The organism is Ectothiorhodospira sp. 9100 (assembly GCF_022227565.1).
Taxonomy (GTDB): Bacteria; Pseudomonadota; Gammaproteobacteria; order Ectothiorhodospirales; family Ectothiorhodospiraceae; genus Ectothiorhodospira; species Ectothiorhodospira marina.
In genome coordinates, this window is sequence record NZ_JAJNAN010000050.1 from 1 (window position 1) to 20,894 (window position 20,894).

Annotated in this window: 14 protein-coding genes; 6 read left to right on the forward strand and 8 right to left on the reverse strand. The window is 61.3% G+C overall.

Going from position 1 to position 20,894, the window contains the following annotated elements; all coding sequences use genetic code 11:
- Positions 1-240: 240 nt before the first annotated feature.
- Positions 241-630 (forward strand): type II toxin-antitoxin system VapC family toxin, encoded by a 390-nt coding sequence (locus LPW29_RS12750; protein WP_238628329.1) that lies wholly within the window; start codon positions 241-243, stop codon positions 628-630.
- A 445-nt stretch (positions 631-1,075) separates the two neighbouring features.
- Here the strand turns inward: LPW29_RS12750 and LPW29_RS12755 are convergent, their stop codons facing one another.
- The 3 genes from LPW29_RS12755 to LPW29_RS12765 form a co-directional block, all read right to left on the reverse strand.
- Positions 1,076-2,419 (reverse strand): ABC1 kinase family protein, encoded by a 1,344-nt coding sequence (locus LPW29_RS12755; RefSeq protein ID WP_238628330.1) that lies wholly within the window; start codon positions 2,417-2,419, stop codon positions 1,076-1,078.
- Positions 2,420-2,540: 121 nt separating this feature from the next.
- The gene (locus tag LPW29_RS12760; protein ID WP_238628331.1) at positions 2,541-3,203 is read right to left on the reverse strand and encodes a Crp/Fnr family transcriptional regulator; all 663 of its coding nucleotides are present in this window, start codon (positions 3,201-3,203) and stop codon (positions 2,541-2,543) included.
- Between the two features lie 31 nt (positions 3,204-3,234).
- On the reverse strand, positions 3,235-5,001 hold the full coding sequence (locus LPW29_RS12765; RefSeq protein WP_238628332.1) for an SLC13 family permease: 1,767 nt from the start codon (positions 4,999-5,001) through the stop codon (positions 3,235-3,237).
- A 342-nt stretch (positions 5,002-5,343) separates the two neighbouring features.
- Here LPW29_RS12765 and LPW29_RS12770 point away from each other — a divergent pair, with 342 nt between their 5' ends.
- Entirely contained in the window at positions 5,344-6,600 is a 1,257-nt protein-coding gene (locus LPW29_RS12770) for an SAM-dependent methyltransferase (RefSeq protein ID WP_238628333.1), read from the forward strand.
- On the opposite strand, the gene LPW29_RS12775 is transcribed toward LPW29_RS12770, so the two are convergent.
- Positions 6,555-9,971: an ATP-binding protein gene (locus tag LPW29_RS12775; RefSeq protein ID WP_238628334.1), complete on the reverse strand. Its 3,417-nt coding sequence runs from the start codon at positions 9,969-9,971 to the stop codon at positions 6,555-6,557. The genes LPW29_RS12770 and LPW29_RS12775 overlap by 46 nt on opposite strands.
- Positions 9,972-10,227: 256 nt before the next feature.
- On the opposite strand from LPW29_RS12775, the gene LPW29_RS12780 reads away from it, so the two are divergent.
- Positions 10,228-11,916, forward strand: a complete 1,689-nt coding sequence (locus LPW29_RS12780) for a glutamine--tRNA ligase/YqeY domain fusion protein (RefSeq protein ID WP_238628335.1) — start codon at positions 10,228-10,230, stop codon at positions 11,914-11,916.
- Positions 11,917-12,189: 273 nt separating this feature from the next.
- Here the strand turns inward: LPW29_RS12780 and LPW29_RS15540 are convergent, their stop codons facing one another.
- The 4 genes from LPW29_RS15540 to LPW29_RS15660 form a co-directional block, all read right to left on the reverse strand.
- Positions 12,190-14,487, reverse strand: a complete 2,298-nt coding sequence (locus LPW29_RS15540) for a methyl-accepting chemotaxis protein (protein ID WP_338018696.1) — start codon at positions 14,485-14,487, stop codon at positions 12,190-12,192.
- A gap of 131 nt (positions 14,488-14,618) precedes the next feature.
- A complete protein-coding gene (locus LPW29_RS12795; protein ID WP_238628336.1) occupies positions 14,619-17,417 on the reverse strand; it encodes a response regulator in 2,799 nt (932 codons plus the stop codon).
- 68 nt (positions 17,418-17,485) lie between these two features.
- Complete coding sequence (locus LPW29_RS15655) at positions 17,486-17,926, reverse strand: HD-GYP domain-containing protein (RefSeq protein ID WP_338018697.1); 441 nt, start codon at positions 17,924-17,926, stop codon at positions 17,486-17,488.
- Between the two features lie 86 nt (positions 17,927-18,012).
- Positions 18,013-18,255, reverse strand: a complete 243-nt coding sequence (locus LPW29_RS15660) for a response regulator (protein WP_338018698.1) — start codon at positions 18,253-18,255, stop codon at positions 18,013-18,015.
- 268 nt (positions 18,256-18,523) lie between these two features.
- Here LPW29_RS15660 and msrP point away from each other — a divergent pair, with 268 nt between their 5' ends.
- The 3 genes from msrP to LPW29_RS12815 all read left to right on the forward strand — a co-directional run.
- Positions 18,524-19,480 carry a protein-methionine-sulfoxide reductase catalytic subunit MsrP gene (gene msrP / locus LPW29_RS12805; protein ID WP_370642838.1) on the forward strand — a complete coding sequence of 319 codons (957 nt, stop codon included), beginning with the start codon at positions 18,524-18,526 and terminating at the stop codon, positions 19,478-19,480.
- Positions 19,480-20,109: a sulfite oxidase heme-binding subunit YedZ gene (locus tag LPW29_RS12810; protein WP_238628338.1), complete on the forward strand. Its 630-nt coding sequence runs from the start codon at positions 19,480-19,482 to the stop codon at positions 20,107-20,109. The genes msrP and LPW29_RS12810 overlap by 1 nt, the downstream gene beginning before the upstream one ends.
- A gap of 164 nt (positions 20,110-20,273) precedes the next feature.
- Positions 20,274-20,894 (forward strand): CZB domain-containing protein (locus LPW29_RS12815; protein ID WP_238628339.1); only part of this gene is annotated, 621 nt, incomplete at its 3' end.

A 20,894-nucleotide genomic window follows, 5' to 3' on the forward strand; every position in this document is an offset into this window, starting at 1 on the left:
GAACCCAAGGACGGCTACGCCGTCCGCGTCACAGGCTTTCCGCCCTGGGTGCCGAAATGTCAGCGACTGAGCGCTCCACAGCAGCAACGCGGGGTAGGTGGGGAGAGACACCAAGTGACGAAGGGCAGTAACTGGCCCTGAGCTGCCGCCCAGGCACCACTTACGAGCGCCCCCTTATGGATATATTGCGAACGGCAGCGAACCTAGGCATGCGCGGCAGGCCTATGTACAATTGTCCGGATGGACATTATTGCCGATACCAACATCTTCCTTGCGGTTGCTTTGAACGAACCAGAAAGGGACCGTGTCATCAGCCTCACGGTCGACGCGTCAGCGTTGGCGCCTGAAATCTTGCCGTATGAGATCGGCAACGCGCTTTCTGCAATGGTTAAGCGTCGTCAACTTACGCAGTCAGAGGCCCTGGAGGTCGAGAAGTCGATTGGACGAATTCCCGTTCGGTTGATGTCCGTAGATATACATAGCTCGCTGCAGATTGCTCTGGAGCAGGAGATTTACGCCTATGACGCATATTTCTTGCGATGCGCGCAGGAGCTGTCGTGTCCATTACTGACCCTTGATCGTCGTATGAAGCAGGTAGCGACAGAACTTGGGATCAGGATTCTGGAGTAAGCGTGATGAAGGTATTTACATACTCTGAAGCTCGGCAAAACTTGTCGAAAGTGCTGGTCCTGGCTCAGCGCGAAGAGGTAGAAATCAGGAGAAAGGACGGCAGTACATTTTCTCTTCGCGCGAAGCGTAGAGAGCCCAAGTCACCGTTTGACGTGCCTGGAGTAAGCACGAGCGTCACAACGCCAAACATACTTGACGCGGTTCGGGAGTCACGCGAACGCTGATGCCATTTAGCCGACCCTCGCCCACGGCATGCACCATACATTTGCCACCGAACTCATGCGCGCACCGAATCGTGACATCAAGGCTGGGGAGGGGGTGCAAGCCCCCTCCCCAAAGACCCGACGGCTTTCGGGTCTGTCCCTGGCTCGGTTGCACGTCGCCCCCCTGTTTCAGGCAGGCGACTGAGGTTCGCGGTTGAAGTTGAGCACGGAACTCAACTTCGCTACGGCTTTTCCAGGCCCAGGTAAGGCCTCATCATCCCGCCGATATCCACGCGCGCCCGCAGCTTGCGGCACAGCAGGAACATCCCCATGAACTTGCGGTGCAGGAACAGCGTGGCGGGTTCGGGCATGTGGCGGAAACGCTCGTCCATGAACAAGTCCTTGCCCCGATAATATACCCGCTCAAACAAATCGGAGGCACCAAAGTCGTAGGGGCCCTCATGCCGCAACGGCTCGCCGGAGAGCAATAGCAGATCCAGCATCTCGTTCACATCACCTGAATCCGAGTCCTCCTTGAGATAACCCAACTCGATGCATGCCTGACGCATGTCCTCCCGATCCTGAGAGTAGGCCGCCTGCCCCAGGTGGCGATAGACCTCCACCCAGTGGGGCTGGACACGATGGGCGGCGCCGAAGTCCAGCAGGGACACCCGTCCGGACTCCATGTCATAGAGATAGTTGCTGAAGTTGGGGTCGGTCTGTACCAGCCCGAAATCGAACAGTTCCCGGAATCCCAGGCGGCTGAGCAGGGTCGCCACCCGGTCACGGTCTTCCCGGGGATAGTCGCCGGAGATCATCCGGTCCACTGGCTCGCCGGGGGCAAAGTCCATGGCCAGGATGTTTTCCGTGGACAGATCGGGATGCAATCGGGGCACGAACAGGTTCGGATCATCCCCCACCATGGCGCCATAGGCCTGCAGGGACTCGGCTTCGGTCTGGTAATCGGTCTCCCGGTGCAATTGCAGACGGGCTTCCTCGAACAAGGGCCCCAGATCCACACCAGCGGGCATGATCCGGAACTGACGGAACAGGAACGCCAGGTTATTGATGTCACTGTCGATACTCTCACGCACACCGGGAAACTGGATCTTCAGCGCCAGGGTGCGACCATCTCGGGTTTCGGCCCTGTGTACCTGGCCGATGGAAGCCGCTGCGATGGGGGTAAGATCCATGTGCCTGAACTGCTGCTCCCAACCCTTGCCATATTCCCGGTTGAGCACGCCGCTCAACTGCCCCAAGGGCATGGGCTCCGCTGCCTGGCGCAGTGCGCCCATGATCTCCGAGGCCTCCTCGTTGAGCAGGTCCGTGCCATCCATGGACATGAGCTGCCCCATTTTCATCACTGCCCCCCGCATGCGCGCCAGACGATTGGTGAAGCGCTGCGCATGCTTGCCCGGCAGATCGATACGTGCCGGGCGACTGCCATTGCTCTTGCGGGTGAGTTCCGTCAGCCCCTTGAAGCCAATCCCGGCGGCCAGCGTGCCGGAGGCCATGCCCAGGTGCCACAGACGGCCAAAACGGGAACTGGGGACGGGATTGGAACGGCGTTTGCCTTGATCGGACATGAAATATGCAGCCTTATGGGCAATGGGAGTGTTTATTAGAGACTGCTAATTATGCCGGATGTTCACCCGGATGGCATCCGGGGGGGGTATCCCATCCGTTCTGCCAGGCCACCGACTGATACTACTCCAGCACCCGTCGCAACCCCGCCTCGTCCAGCAGGACCAGCGTTTCCCCCTGCACCGCCAGCAAACCTTGCTCCCGCAGGCGGCCCAGAATGCGAGACAGGGTCTCTGGTTTCATGGACAGCCGTGAAGCAATCACCTGCTTGGGAATGGCCAGGCGCACCTGGCCGGCCTGGGCATGCACTTGAGCCAGCAGGTAGGAGACCAGGCGGTAGGTGGCATTATGCAGGGTCAGTTCATCGATATGACTGAGCAGCCCGTGCATGCGGCGGCTCAGGATGCCCAGGAGCTTGAGAGCGAGATCAGGGGATTCCGCCAGCAGTTGCAGAAAACAGCTGTTATCGAAGATGACCAGATGGGTGTCCGACAAGGCCGAGGCGTTCACCGGGTAACGTCGCTCATCCATGAACATCACGGCCTCCGCAAACAACTGTCCGGACTGAATGACCTCCACCACCTTCTCGTCGCCATCTCGTGAGAGCAGGTATAGCTTCATCGTCCCGCTCTTTACCAGGAAAAAATGCGCGGCCGGATCACCCTGAGCAAACAGGGGCTCGCCCGCGCGGTAATGACGTTCGCGCAGGCTCGACTGGATACGACCCAATTGATCGCTGTCCAGCGGCTCGAAGAGGTGAAGACGTTGCAGCTCCTGCAGATTCATGGGGCGATGATTCCTCGCGGGAAGGCCGGGTTCACCAGCGCCAGATGAGCGGCACCAGCAGGATCACCAACGCCCCGGTGACCACGGTCATGGGGATGCCGGCGCGCAGATAGTCACTGAAACGATAGCCCCCTGGGCCATAAACCATCAGGTTGGTCTGGTAGCCAAACGGCGTGGCGAAACTGGCCGAAGCAGCGAACATGATGGCCACAGCAAAGGGCATCAGGCTCACGCCCAAATCCTGTGCCACGGCCCAGGCGATGGGGAACATGAGCACGGCAGCGGCATTATTGGTGATCAGCGCAGTGAACAGGGCAGTGAGCAGATAGACCACCAACAGATTCATCCAGGGCTGCTCGCCTGCCAGTGCGGTCACATTCAAGGCAATCGTCTGAGCAAGGCCGGTATTATTCATGGCAGCGGCCACACCGAAAGCGGCAGCAATGGTCAACAGCACCGACCAATCCAGACTGCCGCGCGCATTGAACATGCTCACACACCCACTCAGAATCATCAGCCCCGCCGCCGCCAGGGCCGCTTCCAGCATGCTGAGCAGGCCCAGACTGGCGCTGCCCACCATGGCAGCCAGAATCCCCATGGCTACCAAGGCCCGGTCGTGACGAGGGGTTGCGGAATCCTGTACCTGGGTCATGAGGAAGAAATCCCGGCGATTGCGATTCTGGGCCAGAAAGCTTGAACCGGCCTCCACCAGCAAGGTGTCACCGGGGCGCAGCACAATGTCCCCGATCTTGTCATTCAATCGCTCGCCATTGCGAGCCACGGCGATCACCACCGCGTTATAGCGGTTGCGAAATCCTCCATCGCGGATGGTCATGCCCACCACCGGACAGGTATTGGACACCACCACTTCCAGCAGGGCCCGGTCAGAACGTCGCCCATCCAGCTTGAACACCTGCCCGGTGGCCGGGGTAAGGCCGCGGATGCGCTGCAGATCGGCCATGGATTCCACCACCCCAACGAAGATCAGACGGTCTCCCGCGCACAGCTTCTGCTGGGGAGACACGGCGGGGATGAGGGTACCCTGGCGGTCCAGTTCCATGAGATAGCCTCCAGGCAAGTGCCGCAATCCCGCCTCCTCGATGCTCCGTCCCACCAGAGGTCCGCCCTCCTCTACCAGCATCTCCAGGGTATATTCCCGGGGATCATCGATCCGGCTCATGGGGGGACGGCGATCGGGGAAAAGATACCGCCCGAAGACCAGCATGAGGCCCAGACCAAGCAACGCCACAGGCACACCCACCCAGGCGATGTCGAACAGGCCCAGGCCAGTGCCGGTCTGTTCGATCAAAAGGCCATTGACCACCAGGTTGGTACTGGTACCGATGACCGTGATGGTGCCCCCCAGGATGGCAGCAAACGACAGCGGCATCATCAATCGCGAGACCGGCAGATCCAGCTTGCGGGCCCATTCGTTCACCGCAGGGATCAGCATGCCCACCACAGGCGTGTTGTTCAAAAAGGCGCTCATCACCGCCACCGGGGTGGTCAGTCTCACTTGCGCCCGCCACAGGGAACGCGGTCGCCCGAGCAAGGACTGCACAATCCACTGAATACCGCCGGTCTCACGCAGGCCGGCCACCACCACATACAGGGCCGCCACGGTAATCACGCCCTCGTTGGAGAAACCGGCAAACGCCTCTTGCGGGCTGACAATGCCTGCCAGCAGCAAGATCACCACCGCGCCCACAAACACCAGGTCGGGAGCGGCACGGGTGAAGGTCAGCACCGCCAGCATGCCCAGGATCAACAGGGCCGTGAACCAGGCTTCAAGGATCATGGTTGAATCCATTCCAATGAGATGTCCATGGGTCAGGCCGCGGCCCGGGACACCCTGATCTTTCGGGGCAGATGGGTGCTGTCAAGGTGCCGTGGGGATTTCAGATGCATCTCCGGCGTCTGCCGGATCACGATGGGACACGTTGCGGTTTGGGTCATGCTCAAGGATCCGGCTGCCTGGAGGCGGGATGGATAGATCGTTTTCAATGTTCTCATGCCAGCCCATCCGCTGTCAGGCCGGGCACCCGAAGGAATTCAGGACCCAGCACGCATTGTCCTTATGTCGATCAGAACTATACTCACCAGAAAGACAACCAGAAGCGTCATAGGGAGGGCAACACCGATGTGGCTTGAACAACAGCTGCATCGGCAGGTGCGCGAGGGTTCCCTTGTACTGCGCCTGCCCGATGGCTCCAGCAAGCAGTTTGGTCACGGCGAACCTCGGGTCAGTCTGCATGTGCACGATCGCAAGGTGCTCACACGCCTCGCCTGGGATCCAGCCCTGAATTTCGGCGAAACCTACATGGAAGGCGGATGGGATCCAGGGCCTGAAGGGTTGCGACCGCTCGTGCATCTGGTGATGCGCAACTTCGCGCCTCTGTTCCGCAAACGGCGCAGCCTGCCCTTCGTCATGCTGCACAGACTCTGGGAGCAAGGCAACCGCATCACCCGCAGCTACGGCAACGTTTCACATCACTACGATCTGGAAGAATGGCTGTTCCGACGCTTTCTGGACCAGGACATGTTCTACTCCTGCGCCTATTTCAGCCGCCCCGACATGACCCTGGAAGAGGCCCAGCAGGCCAAGGCAAATATCATTCACCGCAAACTGTTATTACAGCCGGGCATGCGTGTCCTGGACATCGGCAGCGGCTGGGGAAGCATGGCCTTTCATCTGGCGGAACAGGCGAATGTCCAGGTGGACGGCGTCACACTGTCCCGGGAACAGTTGCGCGCTGCCAGTACCGAGGCTGAACGTCGCGGACTGTCGGATCGGGTGCGTTTTCACCTGCAGGACTATCGGGAACACCGGAATCGTTACGATCGCATCGTTAGCGTGGGCATGTTCGAACACGTGGGGCAACCCTATTATCGGCGCTATTTTCAACACGTGCACGACCTGCTCAAGCCCGAGGGGGTGGCATTGCTGCACACCATTGGCCGCATCGATCCACCGGGCAAGACCAACGCCTGGCTGGCCCGTCACATCTTCCCGGGCGGTTACACGCCAGCCCTGTCGGAAGTGGCCGCCGCAGTGGAAAAAACACCATTGATGGCAACCGACGTGGACGTATGGCGCCTGCACTATGCCGACACCCTCGCCGAATGGTACCGGCGCTTTCAGATGATTCGGGATGAGGCCACCGAACACTTTGATGAACGATTCTGCCGCATGTGGGAGTTTTACCTGGCCACCTGCGAAGGCAGTTTTCGCTACTGGGGCCAGGTGGTATTCCAGGTGCAATTGGCGAAACTTCACGGGGTGGTCCCCGAAACCCGGGATTATCTCTATCAGCCAGAGGCCGCCCCCCTGGAGTTTGAGGCATTGCCGGATCACCCCCCCGCGGTACGCAACTCGCGCGCCAGCGTCTCCACCTGAGACAAACCATCACGCACGGCGGCATCCTCCCCCGGCATCCCCGCCAATACCCCCTTGAGGGCGGTGGGGATGCCATCGTAGACATGATGCAGTTCGGCCGTGATGGCATCCAGCCAGGCTGAGGCCTGCTGGAGGTGATCCCGACGCACCAGCGTTTCCAGGGCCTCGATCTGCCCAGCTGCCCGCTGGGCGCCAATGGTTCCCAGATGCCCCTTGAGGGTGTGCGCAATCCGTGCAGCGGCGTGGCCGTCTGCGTCATCCAGGGCCTGGGCCAGTGCACTCATCTTCTCAGGCAGGTCCGGAAGAATGGTGAGCAGGATCTCGATGAGCAGTTCCCGATCCCCGCCCAGGCGCTGCATCACCAGTGCCAGATCCACGCCAGGTGCGGTGGGCGCCGGCTCCGAGACATCTGAACGTGCCGAGGCCGCCGTGGTGCAGTGGCTCATGACATGATCAATGGTTCGCCCCAGCTCCCCAAGACTGATGGGCTTGAAGATGTAGTCATCCATCCCCGCGTCCAGCCCCCGCTCACGGTACTCACTGAGGGCATGGGCAGTCAGTCCGATGATGGGCAGCGTCCGGTTGGCTTCACCGGTGCCACCGTCACGGATGTGCCGGGTGGCCTCAAAACCGTTCATCCCAGGCATTTCCACATCCATCAGCACCAGATCAAAGCGTTCAAAGAGAAGTTGCTCGAAGGCAGACTCGGCATCCGTCACCGCAACGGCCTCATGACCCAGACGCTTGAGCAACTGTTCGGCCACCACCACATTGGCGGGCGTATCCTCCACCAGCAGCGTCCGCCAGGCACGGGGCTGACGGGGCACGGTCGCCCCCATCGAATGGGCGTCCTCGGTCACGGGCACCCTCTCCGGATCGCCCGACTCAAGCACCACATTGAAGCGGAAGGTACTGCCCTGTCCGGGCCGGCTGGCCACGCGGATACACCCGCCCATCTTCTCCACCAATTGCCGGGTAATGGCCAGCCCCAGCCCAGTGCCTCCGTACCGGCGTCGTGCCGATCCATCCACCTGGGTGAAGGTATCGAAGATCTCTCCCTGGCGGTCCTCCGGTATCCCCTCGCCGGTGTCGATGACCTCAAAGCCGATGTCCACCTCTGCTCCGATGGTGTCGAGAAGCCGGACACGTACCTGGATATCGCCCTCTGCGGTGAACTTGATGGCGTTCCCCACAAGGTTGATGAGTATCTGCCCCAGGCGGTGCCTGTCACCGCGCAGATAACGAGGCACATCGGGGGCCAGGTCCATGACCAACTCCAGCCCCTTTTCGCGGGCAGACACCCGCAGAGTACCCACCATCTGCTCCAGTGCCAGGTGCAGATCAAAATCCGCCACCAACAATTCCATGCGTCCTGCCTCGATCTTGGAAAGATCCAGGATGTCGTTGATCACCGTCAGCAGGTGCTGGGCCGAATGCTGGATGATCTGCATGAATTCACGGGATTGTCCCTCCAGCCCCTCCAGCATCACCAATTCGCTGAGGCCCAGGATGGCATTCATGGGGGTACGGATTTCATGGCTCATGCGCGCCAGGAACTCACTCTTGGCCTGATTGGCCGCCTCGGCCACCTCCCGTGCCGCGATCAACTGACGTTCAAGGACACGCAGATCGGTCACATCCGAGTAGTAGACCATGCCGCCAATGATCTCCCCCTGATCATCCAGGATGGGACCATTGAAGATCTGCATGGAACGGCCCCCAAATCTGGCCTCCTCGGCAGGCGTTGAGTAGCGCACCACAGGCTGCCCGGTTTGGAAACACGCTTCCAGTGCACACTGTACGCAGGGGCCAGACTGTTCCCAGGCCAGTTGGTAGCAGGGTTGATGGAGTACCTTTTCCAGCTCGTCGATGCCGAATACCTCCAACAAGCTCTGACTGACACTGACGATGCGGTAATCCCGATCAATAATGACAATGTAGCCCGGGATATTCTCAAAGAAGGCACGCAGCCGGCTGGTGGTGCGGCTCAGTTCCGCCGTACGTTCCGCCACGCGCTGCTCGAGCTGGCGATTCTGCTCCTGAATCTCCGCGGACTGCTCCTGAAGACGTTGAAACTGATCCCGCAACTGCCGGGCCATGGCCTGGAAGGCCCGATCCAGTCGATTGTATTCACGGATCGGGGTGCGACGCGGTTTGCGGTCCCACTGCCCTCTGGCGAGTTCATCGGCGTCGTGCCCCAGACGCTCCATGGGCGCGGCCAGGCGACCGGCCATCACGAACCCCAGCCACCCCGCCAGCAAAAGCACGGCTGCGATGATCGTCAGGGTGGCACGGGTCTGATCCTGAATCCCGCTCATGAAGTCTTTTTCCGGCACCACCACCGCCAAAAGCCAATCCAGCCCAGGGGCTGGAGAGAACGGCCTGAGCTGAAGGTACTTCGTTTCTCCGTCCAGGGAAAAGCTCAGGAATTCGTCCTCGAATATGGATACCAACCCACCCGGGCGCTGCTGCAGCAACCCGACCGCTGCCTCAACAGAGGCCACCCCCGACTCCGCCGCGGGGATGGGCAGGAACTGGCCTTGTACCTCCTCAAAAAAGCCCCCTTTCGGGGCCGTGGAGGCCGCCACCAGATGGCCATCACCCTGCATGACGAACACCTGAGCATTCGGCGTCAAATCCAGGGAGCGCAGAAAATCATGGATTTGAGTGAGAACATAGTCCACGGCAAACACCCCCAGCAACTCTCCATCGGCGTCATAGTGGGGTCGGGAGGCGGTCAGGGCCAGGTCGTGGATGACAAAGTGTCGGTAGATGGGTGTCCAGGTGGAACGTCCGGCGGCTACGCCAGCCTGGTACCAAGGGCGGGTGCGGGGATCAAAGTTCGGGTAGACCTGCTTCAGCTCCAGGGCATCGCCCAAGTCGTTGGTGGAGAAATTATGGGAATCACCCCCGGTCACTTTCCCCGCGCGCACCACCTGTACACTGCCATCGGCTGTCCGACGCGCCCCGTAGAACTCGCCCTCAGGGGTACCAAAAAAGGAATAAGCCAGCGATGGCTGGCTTTCGATCACACCATGGAAATAACGCTGCACGAGGGTGGGGTCATCCAGATCCAGGATCCCGCTGCGCAATGCCCGCGCATTATCTTCATTGACCTGTGCGGGGATGCTCAGGTAGTGGGTGAGCTGATCCTCCACCCGCGTGAGTATGTCGGTACGCAGTTGCCGGGCAATATCGTTCACCGCATCCCGGCCGTCTGCAATCGCCAGCCAAGCCACGAAGCCAGCGGAAAGGACGGTGATCAGCACCACAGGGATGCCAATCAGCCACCGAAGGGAAAAGGCAGCGCGCAACGCGGAACGGGACCTGGATTGTGTTGCGAGTGGGGATTCCCGCGTATGGCCACCCATGGGCATGCTCCTGGACCAGGGGCAGGATCCCCCCGAAACAGCCCAAGTATAGAGGCGGTAGCCACTTGATCAATGCCCACCCACGCGCAAGGCTATGAATGAGTCGAAAAACCGGCTCAATGGAGAGTCCGTCGAGCCGGTCGAAAAGGGGAGCCGTGCGCCCTGGGAAAACGCGTACACGAATGGCCCACGCTGGCTCCCGGTTGGCCGGACACTTATAATCCGGCGCTGACTTATTCATAACGCACCGGACCCCATGACCACACCCGAACCCCAGGCCCCCAGCCACTTCATCCGCAACCGTATTCGCAAGGAACTGGAGGCCGGACACTGCCAGCAGGTGATCACCCGCTTCCCGCCAGAGCCCAACGGCTACCTGCACCTGGGTCACGCCAAGTCCATCGCCCTGAACTTCAGCATGGGCGAGGAGTTCGGGGGCCACACCAATCTGCGCTTTGACGACACCAACCCGGCCAAGGAAGAGCAGCGGTATATCGATGCCATCAAGGAAGACGTCCGCTGGCTGGGCTACACCTGGAAACACGAGCGTCATGCCTCCGATTACTTCGAGCAACTCTATGAGTGGGCCCTGTACCTGATCGATCACGGCCTGGCCTACGTGGACAGCCAGGACGCCGACACTATCCGCCAGCAGCGCGGCACGCTCACCGAACCAGGTACCGAGAGCCCCTTTCGCGACCGCCCCCCGGAGGAGAGCCGCGATCTGTTCGAGCGCATGCGTGCCGGCGAATTTGCCGACAGCGCCCATGTGCTGCGGGCACGCATCGACATGGCCTCCGGCAATATCAACCTGCGCGACCCGGTGATCTACCGCATCCGCCGGCTCACTCACCCGCGCACCGGTGACCAGTGGTGCATCTACCCCAGCTACGACTTCGCCCACGGGCAGAGTGACGCCATCGAGCATGTCACCCATTCTCTGTGCACCCTGGAGTTCGAGGACCACCGTCCCCTCTACGACTGGCTGCTGGAGCACCTGCCGGTGCCCTCGCGCCCGATACAGATCGAGTTCTCCCGCCTGAACCTGGATTTCACCGTTCTCTCCAAGCGACGTCTCACCCGCCTGGTGGACGAGGGCTACGTGCAAGGTTGGGACGATCCGCGTCTGCCCACCCTGGCCGGCATCCGTCGCCGGGGCTTCACGCCCCAGTCGATTCGCCAGTTCTGCCAGGAAATCGGGGTCACCAAGGCGGATTCCATCATCCCCTTCGGTGTACTGGAAAATGCCCTGCGCAATGACCTGAACGAGAGTGCCCCGCGCACCATGGCCGTGCTCAAGCCACTGAAGCTGGTGCTGACCAACTTCCCCGAGGGCGAAACGGAGTGGCTGGAGGCCGCGGTGCATCCCCAGAAATCGGAGATGGGCACGCGCCAGGTGGCCATGACCCGGGAGATCTACATCGAGGCGGATGACTTCATGGAGGAGGCCCCCAAGAAGTTCTTCCGGCTCAAACCGGGTGGCGAGGTGCGCCTGCGCAACGCCTTCATCATCCGCTGTGACGAGGTGATCAAGGACGAGGCCGGCGAGGTGGTGGAACTGCGTTGCAGCCTGGACCCGGAAACCCGCTCCGGTCAGCCCGGGGCGGATCGCAAGGTGAAGGGGACCATCCACTGGGTCTCGGCAGCGCACTCCGTGCCCGCCCAGGTACGCCTGTACGACCGGCTATTTCAGGTGCCCCATCCGGCAGGTGACAAGGACAAGGATTTCGTCGAGCACATCAACCCCGAGTCCCTGGTCACGCTGGAAAATGCCCGCCTGGAGCCCGCCGCCGCCAAGGCCCGGCCGGGTGAGTGTTTTCAGTTCGAGCGCCTGGGGTATTTCGTGCCGGACCCGGACGGCACGCCGGAAAGACCGGTGTTCAATCGGGCAGTCACCTTGCGGGATACCTGGGCCAAACTGGAGAAGCAGATGGGGGCACGATAAGTCATGAGTCACGTGCTGGTCTAAGCCCCCCTCACCCCAACCCCTCTCCCCGAAGGGGAGAGGGGCTTTAGGGCGACAGGCCTATCCTCTCTAACACTCCCCTCTCCCCTTCGGGGGGAGGGGCTTTAAGGCGACAGGCCTATCCTCTCTAACACTCCCCTCTCCCCTTCGGGGGGAGGGGCTTTAAGGCGACAGGCCTATCCTCTCTAACACTCCCTTCTCCCCTTCGGGGAGAAGGGCCGGGGATGAGGGGCGCGGTGGGCACATCCCCTCTCAGGGCCTCGGAAGTGCCGGCGAGGGGCCCGTCCGGCCCATCAAACCACCGCCACTCCCCAGTGCATCCACCCGGAAAACACTCACCGCCCGTGCCAGGCTCTGGGCCTGCTCCTCCAGGGACTCCGCCGCTGCCGCGGCCTCCTCCACCAGCGAGGCATTCTGCTGGGTCACGTCGTCCATCTGGGTGACGGCACTATTCACCTGCTCGATACCCGTGCTCTGCTCATCCGAGGCGGCGGCGATCTCGCTGATGAGATCAGAGACACGCTTCACCTGAGAGACCATCTCGTCCATGGCATCTCCTGCCTCCAGCACCAGCCTGCTACCCCTCTCGACCGTTACGGAATCTTCGGCAATCAGATCCTTGATTTCCTTCGCAGCTGAAGCGGAGCGCTGAGCCAGGTTGCGCACTTCGGCAGCCACCACCGCGAATCCACGCCCCTGCTCTCCAGCGCGAGCGGCTTCCACAGCGGCGTTCAGGGCGAGGATATTGGTCTGGAAGGCGATGCCATCAATCACGGTGATGATGTCACTGATTTTCTCGGAACTTGAGGTGATTTCCTTCATGGACTCCACCGCCTCGCGTACCTTTTCGCCGCCGCTTTGGGCCACGTCACTGGCCTGGCTGGACATCTCATTGGCCTGGCGCGCATTGTCGGCGTTCTGTTTCACCGTGGAGGTCAGCTCCTCCATGCTTGAAGCGGTCTCCTCCAGACTGGACGCCTGCTCCTCCGTGCGCTGGGAGAGATCCGTATTGCCCACGGCAATCTCCCGCGAAGCGGTATTGATGGCATCCACGGAATCCTTGATCTGGCCAATGAGATCCTTAAGGCTGGCGACCGTCCTGTTGGTGTCGTCTTTGAGGTCACCGAAGGTACCCTCGTACTCCCCCGTCACTTGTCGGGTCAGATCACCCTTGGAAACAGCATTCAAGACACCCGCCACTTCGGCCAGGCCAACGGACGTCTTTTCCATCAGGTTGTTCACCCCCAGTCCAAGGCGTTCGAAAAACCCGTCAAGTTCCTCGGTGGCCACGCGGCGAGAGAAGTCCCCCTTGACGGCGCCTTCCACCAATGAGGTGACCTGCTTCTCCACCTGCACCTCACTGGTGCGATCGGCCCATTCCATCACGGTGCCCACCCGCTGACCTTCGTCATTGGAAATCGGGCTCGCGGTCAGTCTGAATATCCGTCCGCCGATATTCAACTCCGTACTCACGCTGACGTTGCTGTTTTCCATTTGCTGGCGAGACTGACCCAGTTTGTCGCGGAAGACATCAATGTGCGCGCCCAGCAAGGCATCCGCGTCGAAACCGGGCAACTCCGTCTGGATTTGCCGGCTGGCGACCCGGAACATGTCGTTCAGGGCTGCATTGGTGTAGATGATTTCCATATCCGGCGCCGCCACCATCACACTGGAGGACACACTGTCCAGGGCGAAGCGCACACGCAGATTCTCCGCGGCAACCCGACGGGTTTCCGTGATATCCGCCTTCAGCTTGCTCTGCATCTCAGCAAGGTTACCCAGCACCTTGCCCACTTCGTCGTTGTTGGTGATGACGATCTCGTTATCCAGATTGCCGTGCGAAATGGCATCGAAATACCCCACGGCCCGGTTCAGCGGCGTGACGATGGCGCGGATCAACAGGAAGCCCATGAGGGCCGAGATGAGTACGCCCCCCACGATCATGATCACGGCCAGATTGCGGGTGGTTTCGTAGGCGGCCACTGCTGATTCGAACTCCTGGCTGCCCACGGTACGCTGCAGTTCCAGCAGTGCCCGGGCCGACTCCACCGCCTCGCCGAACAGCGGATTGGTCACCTCGACCATGCGCATGTTCCCTTCGGCGTATTGCCCCTGCTCGAAGAGTTCCACGCTTTGCAGCAGGCCCTCGCGCACGAAACGCCCGCGCCGGTCCACGAACTGCTGGGCCAGGCGTTCCTCCTCGGGGGTGAGGAACGTCTCCATGTAGGTATTCCATATCTGGTCGATGCGACTGATGTTATCGCGTACCGCATTGGTATGCAGACCAATGGGATGATCGTGCAGACGGCTCTCTTCCAGGCGGGGATCATGCATGGCCGCCAGATTGAGTTGAATGATATTGGCCTGCATCAGGCTCTCGATCTCGGCAATCTGCTGCGAGGGGATCAGTCGATCTTCATAGACGGTCTCCAGACCACCGTTGGCAGCCTGCATTCCAGCCAACCCCATGCCTCCGATCACCATCAACAGGGCCGAAAGGAAAGCGATCACCACGATCAAACGCACTTTAAGACTGATATTCTTGAGCACTTGTCATTCTCCGGATATCTGTGCTTTGAGGCTCGCACCATGGGGCTCGCCCGGGCCGTTGAGCGGAGCGCATGTGGGTTTTATCGGCATCCGCACCATTCCCTGAAGCCTTTTTCCCAGAACCCCATTCCTCATGACAGAGCCTGGCGGCAGAGGCGCACGATGCTCAGTGCGCCAGGATAATCGAAACCTTCCACACTGCGGGTCAGAGCCGAGTATCGACCTCCCAAGTGGGGCGCCAGCGTCTCCCGGTATTGCTCGAACAGATCGATGACGGCAGTGTCATCGCAGGCCAGCAGTGCCTCCATGCGTCTCAGCACCGTCCGTGCCTCGTCAGCCGACAGCCCGACCGCCACCGCCCGGCCGGACTCCGAAGTGCGGTGCTCGCCCTCCACCTCGCGCACCAGTTGATCCAGTTCCACTTGCAGTTGCTCGCACAAGCCAATGAAGTCTTCCAGGCTCCCCGGATCGCCCCCTACCTTTTCCAGGCTGCGCGCCATGGTGGCAATACGCCCCACGCCCAGGTTGCCGGCGGCACCCTTGAGCGAATGGGCGCGGCGCTTGACGCCCTGCCAATCCCCCCGCGCCCCCATCTCCCTCAGCTTGTTCGCATCCTCCTGATGATATTCCAGAAATAACGGTACAAGCCTTGCGCTGTCGAGCCGACGGGCGGTGTCCACCTCCAGCCCACGGGGCATCCGAAACCCATGAACATGCCCGCCGGTCTCGTATCCACTCGCCGGTGGCGTTGCCCCTGAGGGAGATGAGTGAGCTGCGATATCCTTGTCTCCCAGCCACCTCAAAAGCACCCGATACAGGGCATCGGGCTCCACAGGCTTGGGTATGAAATCGTTCATGCCAGCCTCCAGGGCGGCAAGACGATCCTCGGCAAACACGTTGGCCGTCATGGCCAGGATCGGGGTATTGCCCCCCTGAGGCAGTGCGCGCATGCGCCGCGTGGCGGTGAGACCATCCATGCGTGGCATCTGCACATCCATGAGAATCAGGTCATAGTGCACCCCCCGAGCCATGGCCAGGGCAGCCCGGCCATCCTCGGCTGTGTCCACGACAAGGCCCACCCGCTGCAGGAGTTCCAGTGCCACCTCTCGGTTGATCGGATTATCCTCCACCACCAGCACACGTGCGCCGGCATGAGCCTTGAAGTCCTCGGGCGCAGGCCCGGGCGCCGGGGCAAGCAGCGGGAACCGAACAGGCTGCGCCCGCTCACCCCGACTGCGTTCAAGGGCCACCTCGAACCAGAACAGACTGCCCTGCCCCTCCTCGCTCTCCAGCCCCACACTGCCGTTCATCAGTTCTGCCAGGCGCCGGGTGACCACCAGCCCCAGACCGGTGCCGCCGTAGCGTCGCGTGATGGAGGTATCCGCCTGTCGAAAGGCCTCGAAGAGTTGATTACGGTGCTCCGCGGCAATCCCCACGCCCGTATCACGCACCTCAAAGCGCACCCTCAGGCCATGCGCATCCTCCCCCATGAGACGCGCATGCAGATGAATGCTGCCATGCTCGGTGAACTTGATGGCATTCCCTGCCAGGTTGAGCAAGGCCTGGCGCAACCGGGCCGGATCGCCGCGCAACCACTGGGGCACGGATTCAGCATCGGTTTCCAACAGCAATCCCTTGGCCTGGGCCGCCTCAGAGATCACCGAAGCCACATGATCCAGCACGGCCGATAGATGAAAATCCCTGGTTTCCAGAACAAAGCGGCCCGCCTCGATCTTGGAGATATCCAGGATGTCACTGATGATGGACAGCAGGTGTTTGGCGGCGCTGTCCACTTTCTGTAGCTTTTCATCTTGCCCAGCGGCCTTTTCGCCGGTGCGCAACAGGTGCACCAGGCCGACAATGGCATTCAAAGGCGTGCGTATTTCGTGAGTCATGTTGGCCAGAAAGGCACTCTTGGCGCGGTTGGCCTCCTCGGCCCGCTGCCGCGCCTCTTCCAGTTGAGTGGTGCGGGTTTGGACAAGCGTTTCCAGATGATCCCGGTGTTGCCGCAATTCGGCCTCGGTACGACGCCGCTGCACCAGATGCCAGATCTGCTCGGCCATCAGGCGTAAGGTTTCCACATCCATGGGGGTGTAATTCTGTGATTTATTGCCCACGCCGAGGACCATCACCACCCGTCCCTCCTCGAGCACGGGCACCGTCGATAGACGCGTGAACGCAGGATAGTCCTGCCCCCCGTGAAGACGTTCCGCCAGGGCCGGGGCATCATTGATCGTCAGGGGGGCGGTGTCACGCAAGACGTGAGCCCAAGCCCGTCCACCATCCAGAGGACAAAAACGCTGAAGGGTGACGTTGCCGTCCTCGTCCACATCACGGCGAGACCAGGCCATCCGTTCACCCCCGGCTGAAGAGTCGTGAAGAAACCGAATGAAGCCCACATGACTGTCCGTGAGGTCCTCGGCTGCCTCCAGACCAACTTGCATCAGGCCTGCCTCGCCCTGGGCCTCCGCCTCCCGGGGCATGGCCAGCATCGCTTCGGCACGGCGCGCCTGAAGGCGGAGCATGAGGGCGTTTTCGTGGCGCTCGGAGATATCTTCGGAGAGGATCATGATGCCCCCCACGTCACCGCCCGCCCGGTACCAGGGACGCACCTCCCAGCGCAGCCACTGCACCACCCCATCGGCGCGCTCAAAGCAATCCTCCTCCGCCCGCAGTACTTCTCCGCCCAGTCCGCGGCGATGGACCTCGCGCCACCCTGGACCGATCTCGGGGAAGACATCGTAATGACAGGTACCCGGCACTTCCTGATTGCCCCGACCATAGGTTTCCCGCCAGCGGCGGCTGGTGGCCAGGTAGCACATGCGATGATCGAACATGGCCAGTGCGGCCGGAGCATGCTCGATGAACTGCCCCAGGAGCTCTTCCCGCTCACGGAGACGGGCACTGGAATCCCCGCAAGGAGTGGTCATCGGATCAGACTCCGCAATGAAAGGGCAAGGGGGCATGCACTATCGCGGATCATGCAAAGCGGCGTGCCTCAGCAAGGAACGGTATCCGGGTGGCGGCGCGCCACGGCAACAAACTGATCAAAAATGGCCAGAAAACACTCGGTGACATCCGGATCAAATTGCGAGCCCTTCCCCTGAACAATCAGTTCGCGAGCCTTTTCCAGAGGCATGGCCGGCTTGTACACCCGGGGGGAGGTCATGGCATCGAAGACATCCGCCACGGCCATGATACGCGCGGACACCGGAATGTCTCCGCCGCTGAGCCCATCCGGATAACCGCTGCCATCGTATTTCTCATGGTGCCAGCGGGCAATCTCCTTGGCTAGCATGAGAAAGGGGACCGGCTTGTCCACATCGGCCTCAGCCCGTTCAATGGCATCAAATCCCAGACGGGCGTGGGTCTTCATGATGCTCCATTCCTCTGCGGTCAAAGGACCAGGTTTGCAGAGAATGGCGTCAGGAATGCCCACCTTGCCGATATCGTGCAGGGGGGCAGACTTGGCCAGCAGGTCGATATGGGCGGGGCTGAGAACATGCCGGAACCGAGGATGGTGACTCAGATGACCGGAACCCCGCGGGTATCAGGATGGGACCGCAATTCCCGGAGCACCCCATAGCCGTCCAGTTCCGGCATCACCACATCCAGCAGGATGAGATCCGGTCGCGGATCCACGCGCACCGCACGCAGGGCATGGTGACCGGACTGAGCCGCCCGCACCCGATAATGCGGACGGAGCAGTTCAGTCAGCAATGCCAGATTGGTAGGCTCGTCATCCACAATCAGGATGGTGGATTGCATGGGCTTCCCTGTATCCAGATTCATCCCGAAAGTGTAACCGCTTAGAGACAGTTCCGGGGAATGGCCTGGCCCCGGCTCAGGCTGAAGATTGCCAGGGGCCACTGCTGCTCCTGATCAACCCTCGGCCTTGGAGGCGCATTATCGGTCAGCTTGGTTAGACTGACTCTAAACTCTTTGTGCGATGAACGCCGGGCATGCTCAACCTACGCGCTGACTTATGGTCAAAGCCATGAGCCTGATCAACCAACCGCACATTCCAATGTGAGAGGTGCCTCTCATGGCCCGTTACCGCTACCCCATCCCGCCCAGTCATGAGATCACGCCCCGGGACGTTTATGCCCAGCGCAGGCGATTCATGAAACAAGCAGCCGCCGTGCTGGGCGCCACTGCCCTACCCGGCTTATTCCCAGCCAGCGCCCTGGCCTGGCGGGACCAGGTGTCCGAAGCCGAGCCCGGGCGCCTGGGCACCGACGAAACCCTCACCGACCGGGAAACAGCCACGAGTTACAACAATTTCTTTGAGTTCGGCACAGGCAAGGAAGACCCCAAAAGGCATGCCCAGCAACTGCGTACCGATCCCTGGTCGGTGAGCATTGAAGGCGAAGTAGGACGGCCTGGAACCTACCCCCTGGAGGATATTCTCAAACCCCATGATCTGGAGGAGCGTATCTACCGGCTGCGCTGCGTGGAGGCCTGGTCCATGGTGATCCCCTGGGTGGGTTTTCCCCTGAGGGATCTGCTGCGGCGTTTCGAGCCCACCTCCCGGGCCCGCTTCGTGGCATTCGAGACGCTGCACGACCCTGAGCAGATGCCGGGCCAACGCCGGGACATCCTCGACTGGCCCTATCGGGAGGGTCTGCGCCTGGACGAGGCCATGCATCCGCTGACCCTGCTGGCAGTGGGCATGTATGGCGAGGTGCTGCCCAACCAGAACGGCGCACCACTGCGCCTGGTGGTGCCCTGGAAATACGGTTTCAAGAGCATCAAATCCATTGTCTCCATCCGCCTGGTGGAAGACCGGCCAGTGGGTTCCTGGGAAGCCAGCCAACCCCGGGAATATGGCTTTTATGCCAACGTGAACCCGAACGTGCGACATCCTCGCTGGCACCAGGCCACGGAACGTCGCCTGGGTGAGCGCGGGCGACGCCGTACCGAGATGTTCAACGGCTACGAGGCCCAGGTCGCCTCCCTGTACACCGGCATGGATCTGGAGAAACATTTTTGATGCGGGAACCACGCCCCCCTTCCCTCCCCTGGCATACCCTGGCGCGCCTGGGGGTACTGGCTGCCGCGGCAACTCCACTGGCCTGGCTGCTCTGGGCCTGGCATGCCGATCATCTGGGTGTATTGCCGGAAGAAGCCCTGCTGCATCACCTGGGCCGCTGGGGGCTCTACTGGCTGCTGGCCACCCTGGCCCTGGGGCCGGCGTTCCGCCTGACCGGATGGACGGCCTTCATGGTCGTGCGCCGGCCGATGGGCCTTTGGGCCTTTACCTACCTGAGCCTGCACCTATTGGTCTGGCTTGGCCTGGAACAGGCCTGGCTCTGGGACTTCATCTTCGAGGAGATCAGCCGCATGCTCCACCTGCAGTTAGGAATGATCAGTCTGCTGCTGCTCATTCCCCTGGTGCTCACCTCGGTACGCCGCGCCCAGACACTCCTGGGGCTGCACCGCTGGCGGTGGTTGCATCGCCTCGCGTATCTCTCTGCGGCGGGCGGTCTGTGGCATTTTGCTCTGGTGGACCGGGGAGATCGCCCCGAGGTACTCGCCAGTGTCACCGTCCTGGCAGGCCTGGTGTGCTTTCGCCTGGGCGATGCACTGATCACACGGATGACACAACGCCGGCCAGGCTAAGGCAGTCTCCCCTGCCTCCCCGCGGCATCCCCCTCAATCCGGATCGTAACGAGTTGATCACAGCGCTCGACCAGGATGCGAGTGCTCAAGAGGCAACTCATCATGCCGATAGACAATGAAACCGAATAGAATGTGCTTGGCGCACCCAACACGGATCCTCAGCCATGCTGTCCTCCCTGACCATCGGCCGTAAACTGGCCGGCTCGTTTGCTATCGTTCTTCTGATCTTGCTGGTGATTGCCGTGATTGGATGGAATGGCCTGAATCGAATGGGCGACGCCCAGGCGCGTATGGCTGACACTTACGAACAGGCCATCTTCCAGGTGCAAAAGGAGGTGGATCACCTGGCCTGGGTGAATGACTTGGCCAACGTCTTCGTATTGGGCTCCGAGTTTCAAGGGCAACTGGACTACACCCAGTGTGATTTTGGGCAGTGGTATTACAGCTTTCGCAACAGCGATGCCTATCAGCAGGCGCCCGGGGAGTTTCGTCGCACCTTCGACGCCATTGAGCAGCCCCACAGGGAACTGCATCAGACCGCTATCCGCATCCTGCGCGCCGTGGAAAACGGCGATCGTGAACGGGGTCTGGAGATCTATCGGGGACCGACCCTGGGCCATCTGGAAACACTTCGCGGATTGCTGAGTGATCTGGGTGCCGGGCTTGCACAGCAACGGGAGGCGGTGAGTGCTCAGGCTGAGCGCACCGCCACCGCATCCACCACCAGCATGAGCATCGCCGCCCTGGTGGCCCTGGCACTGGCTGTGCTGCTGGGCTGGCTATTG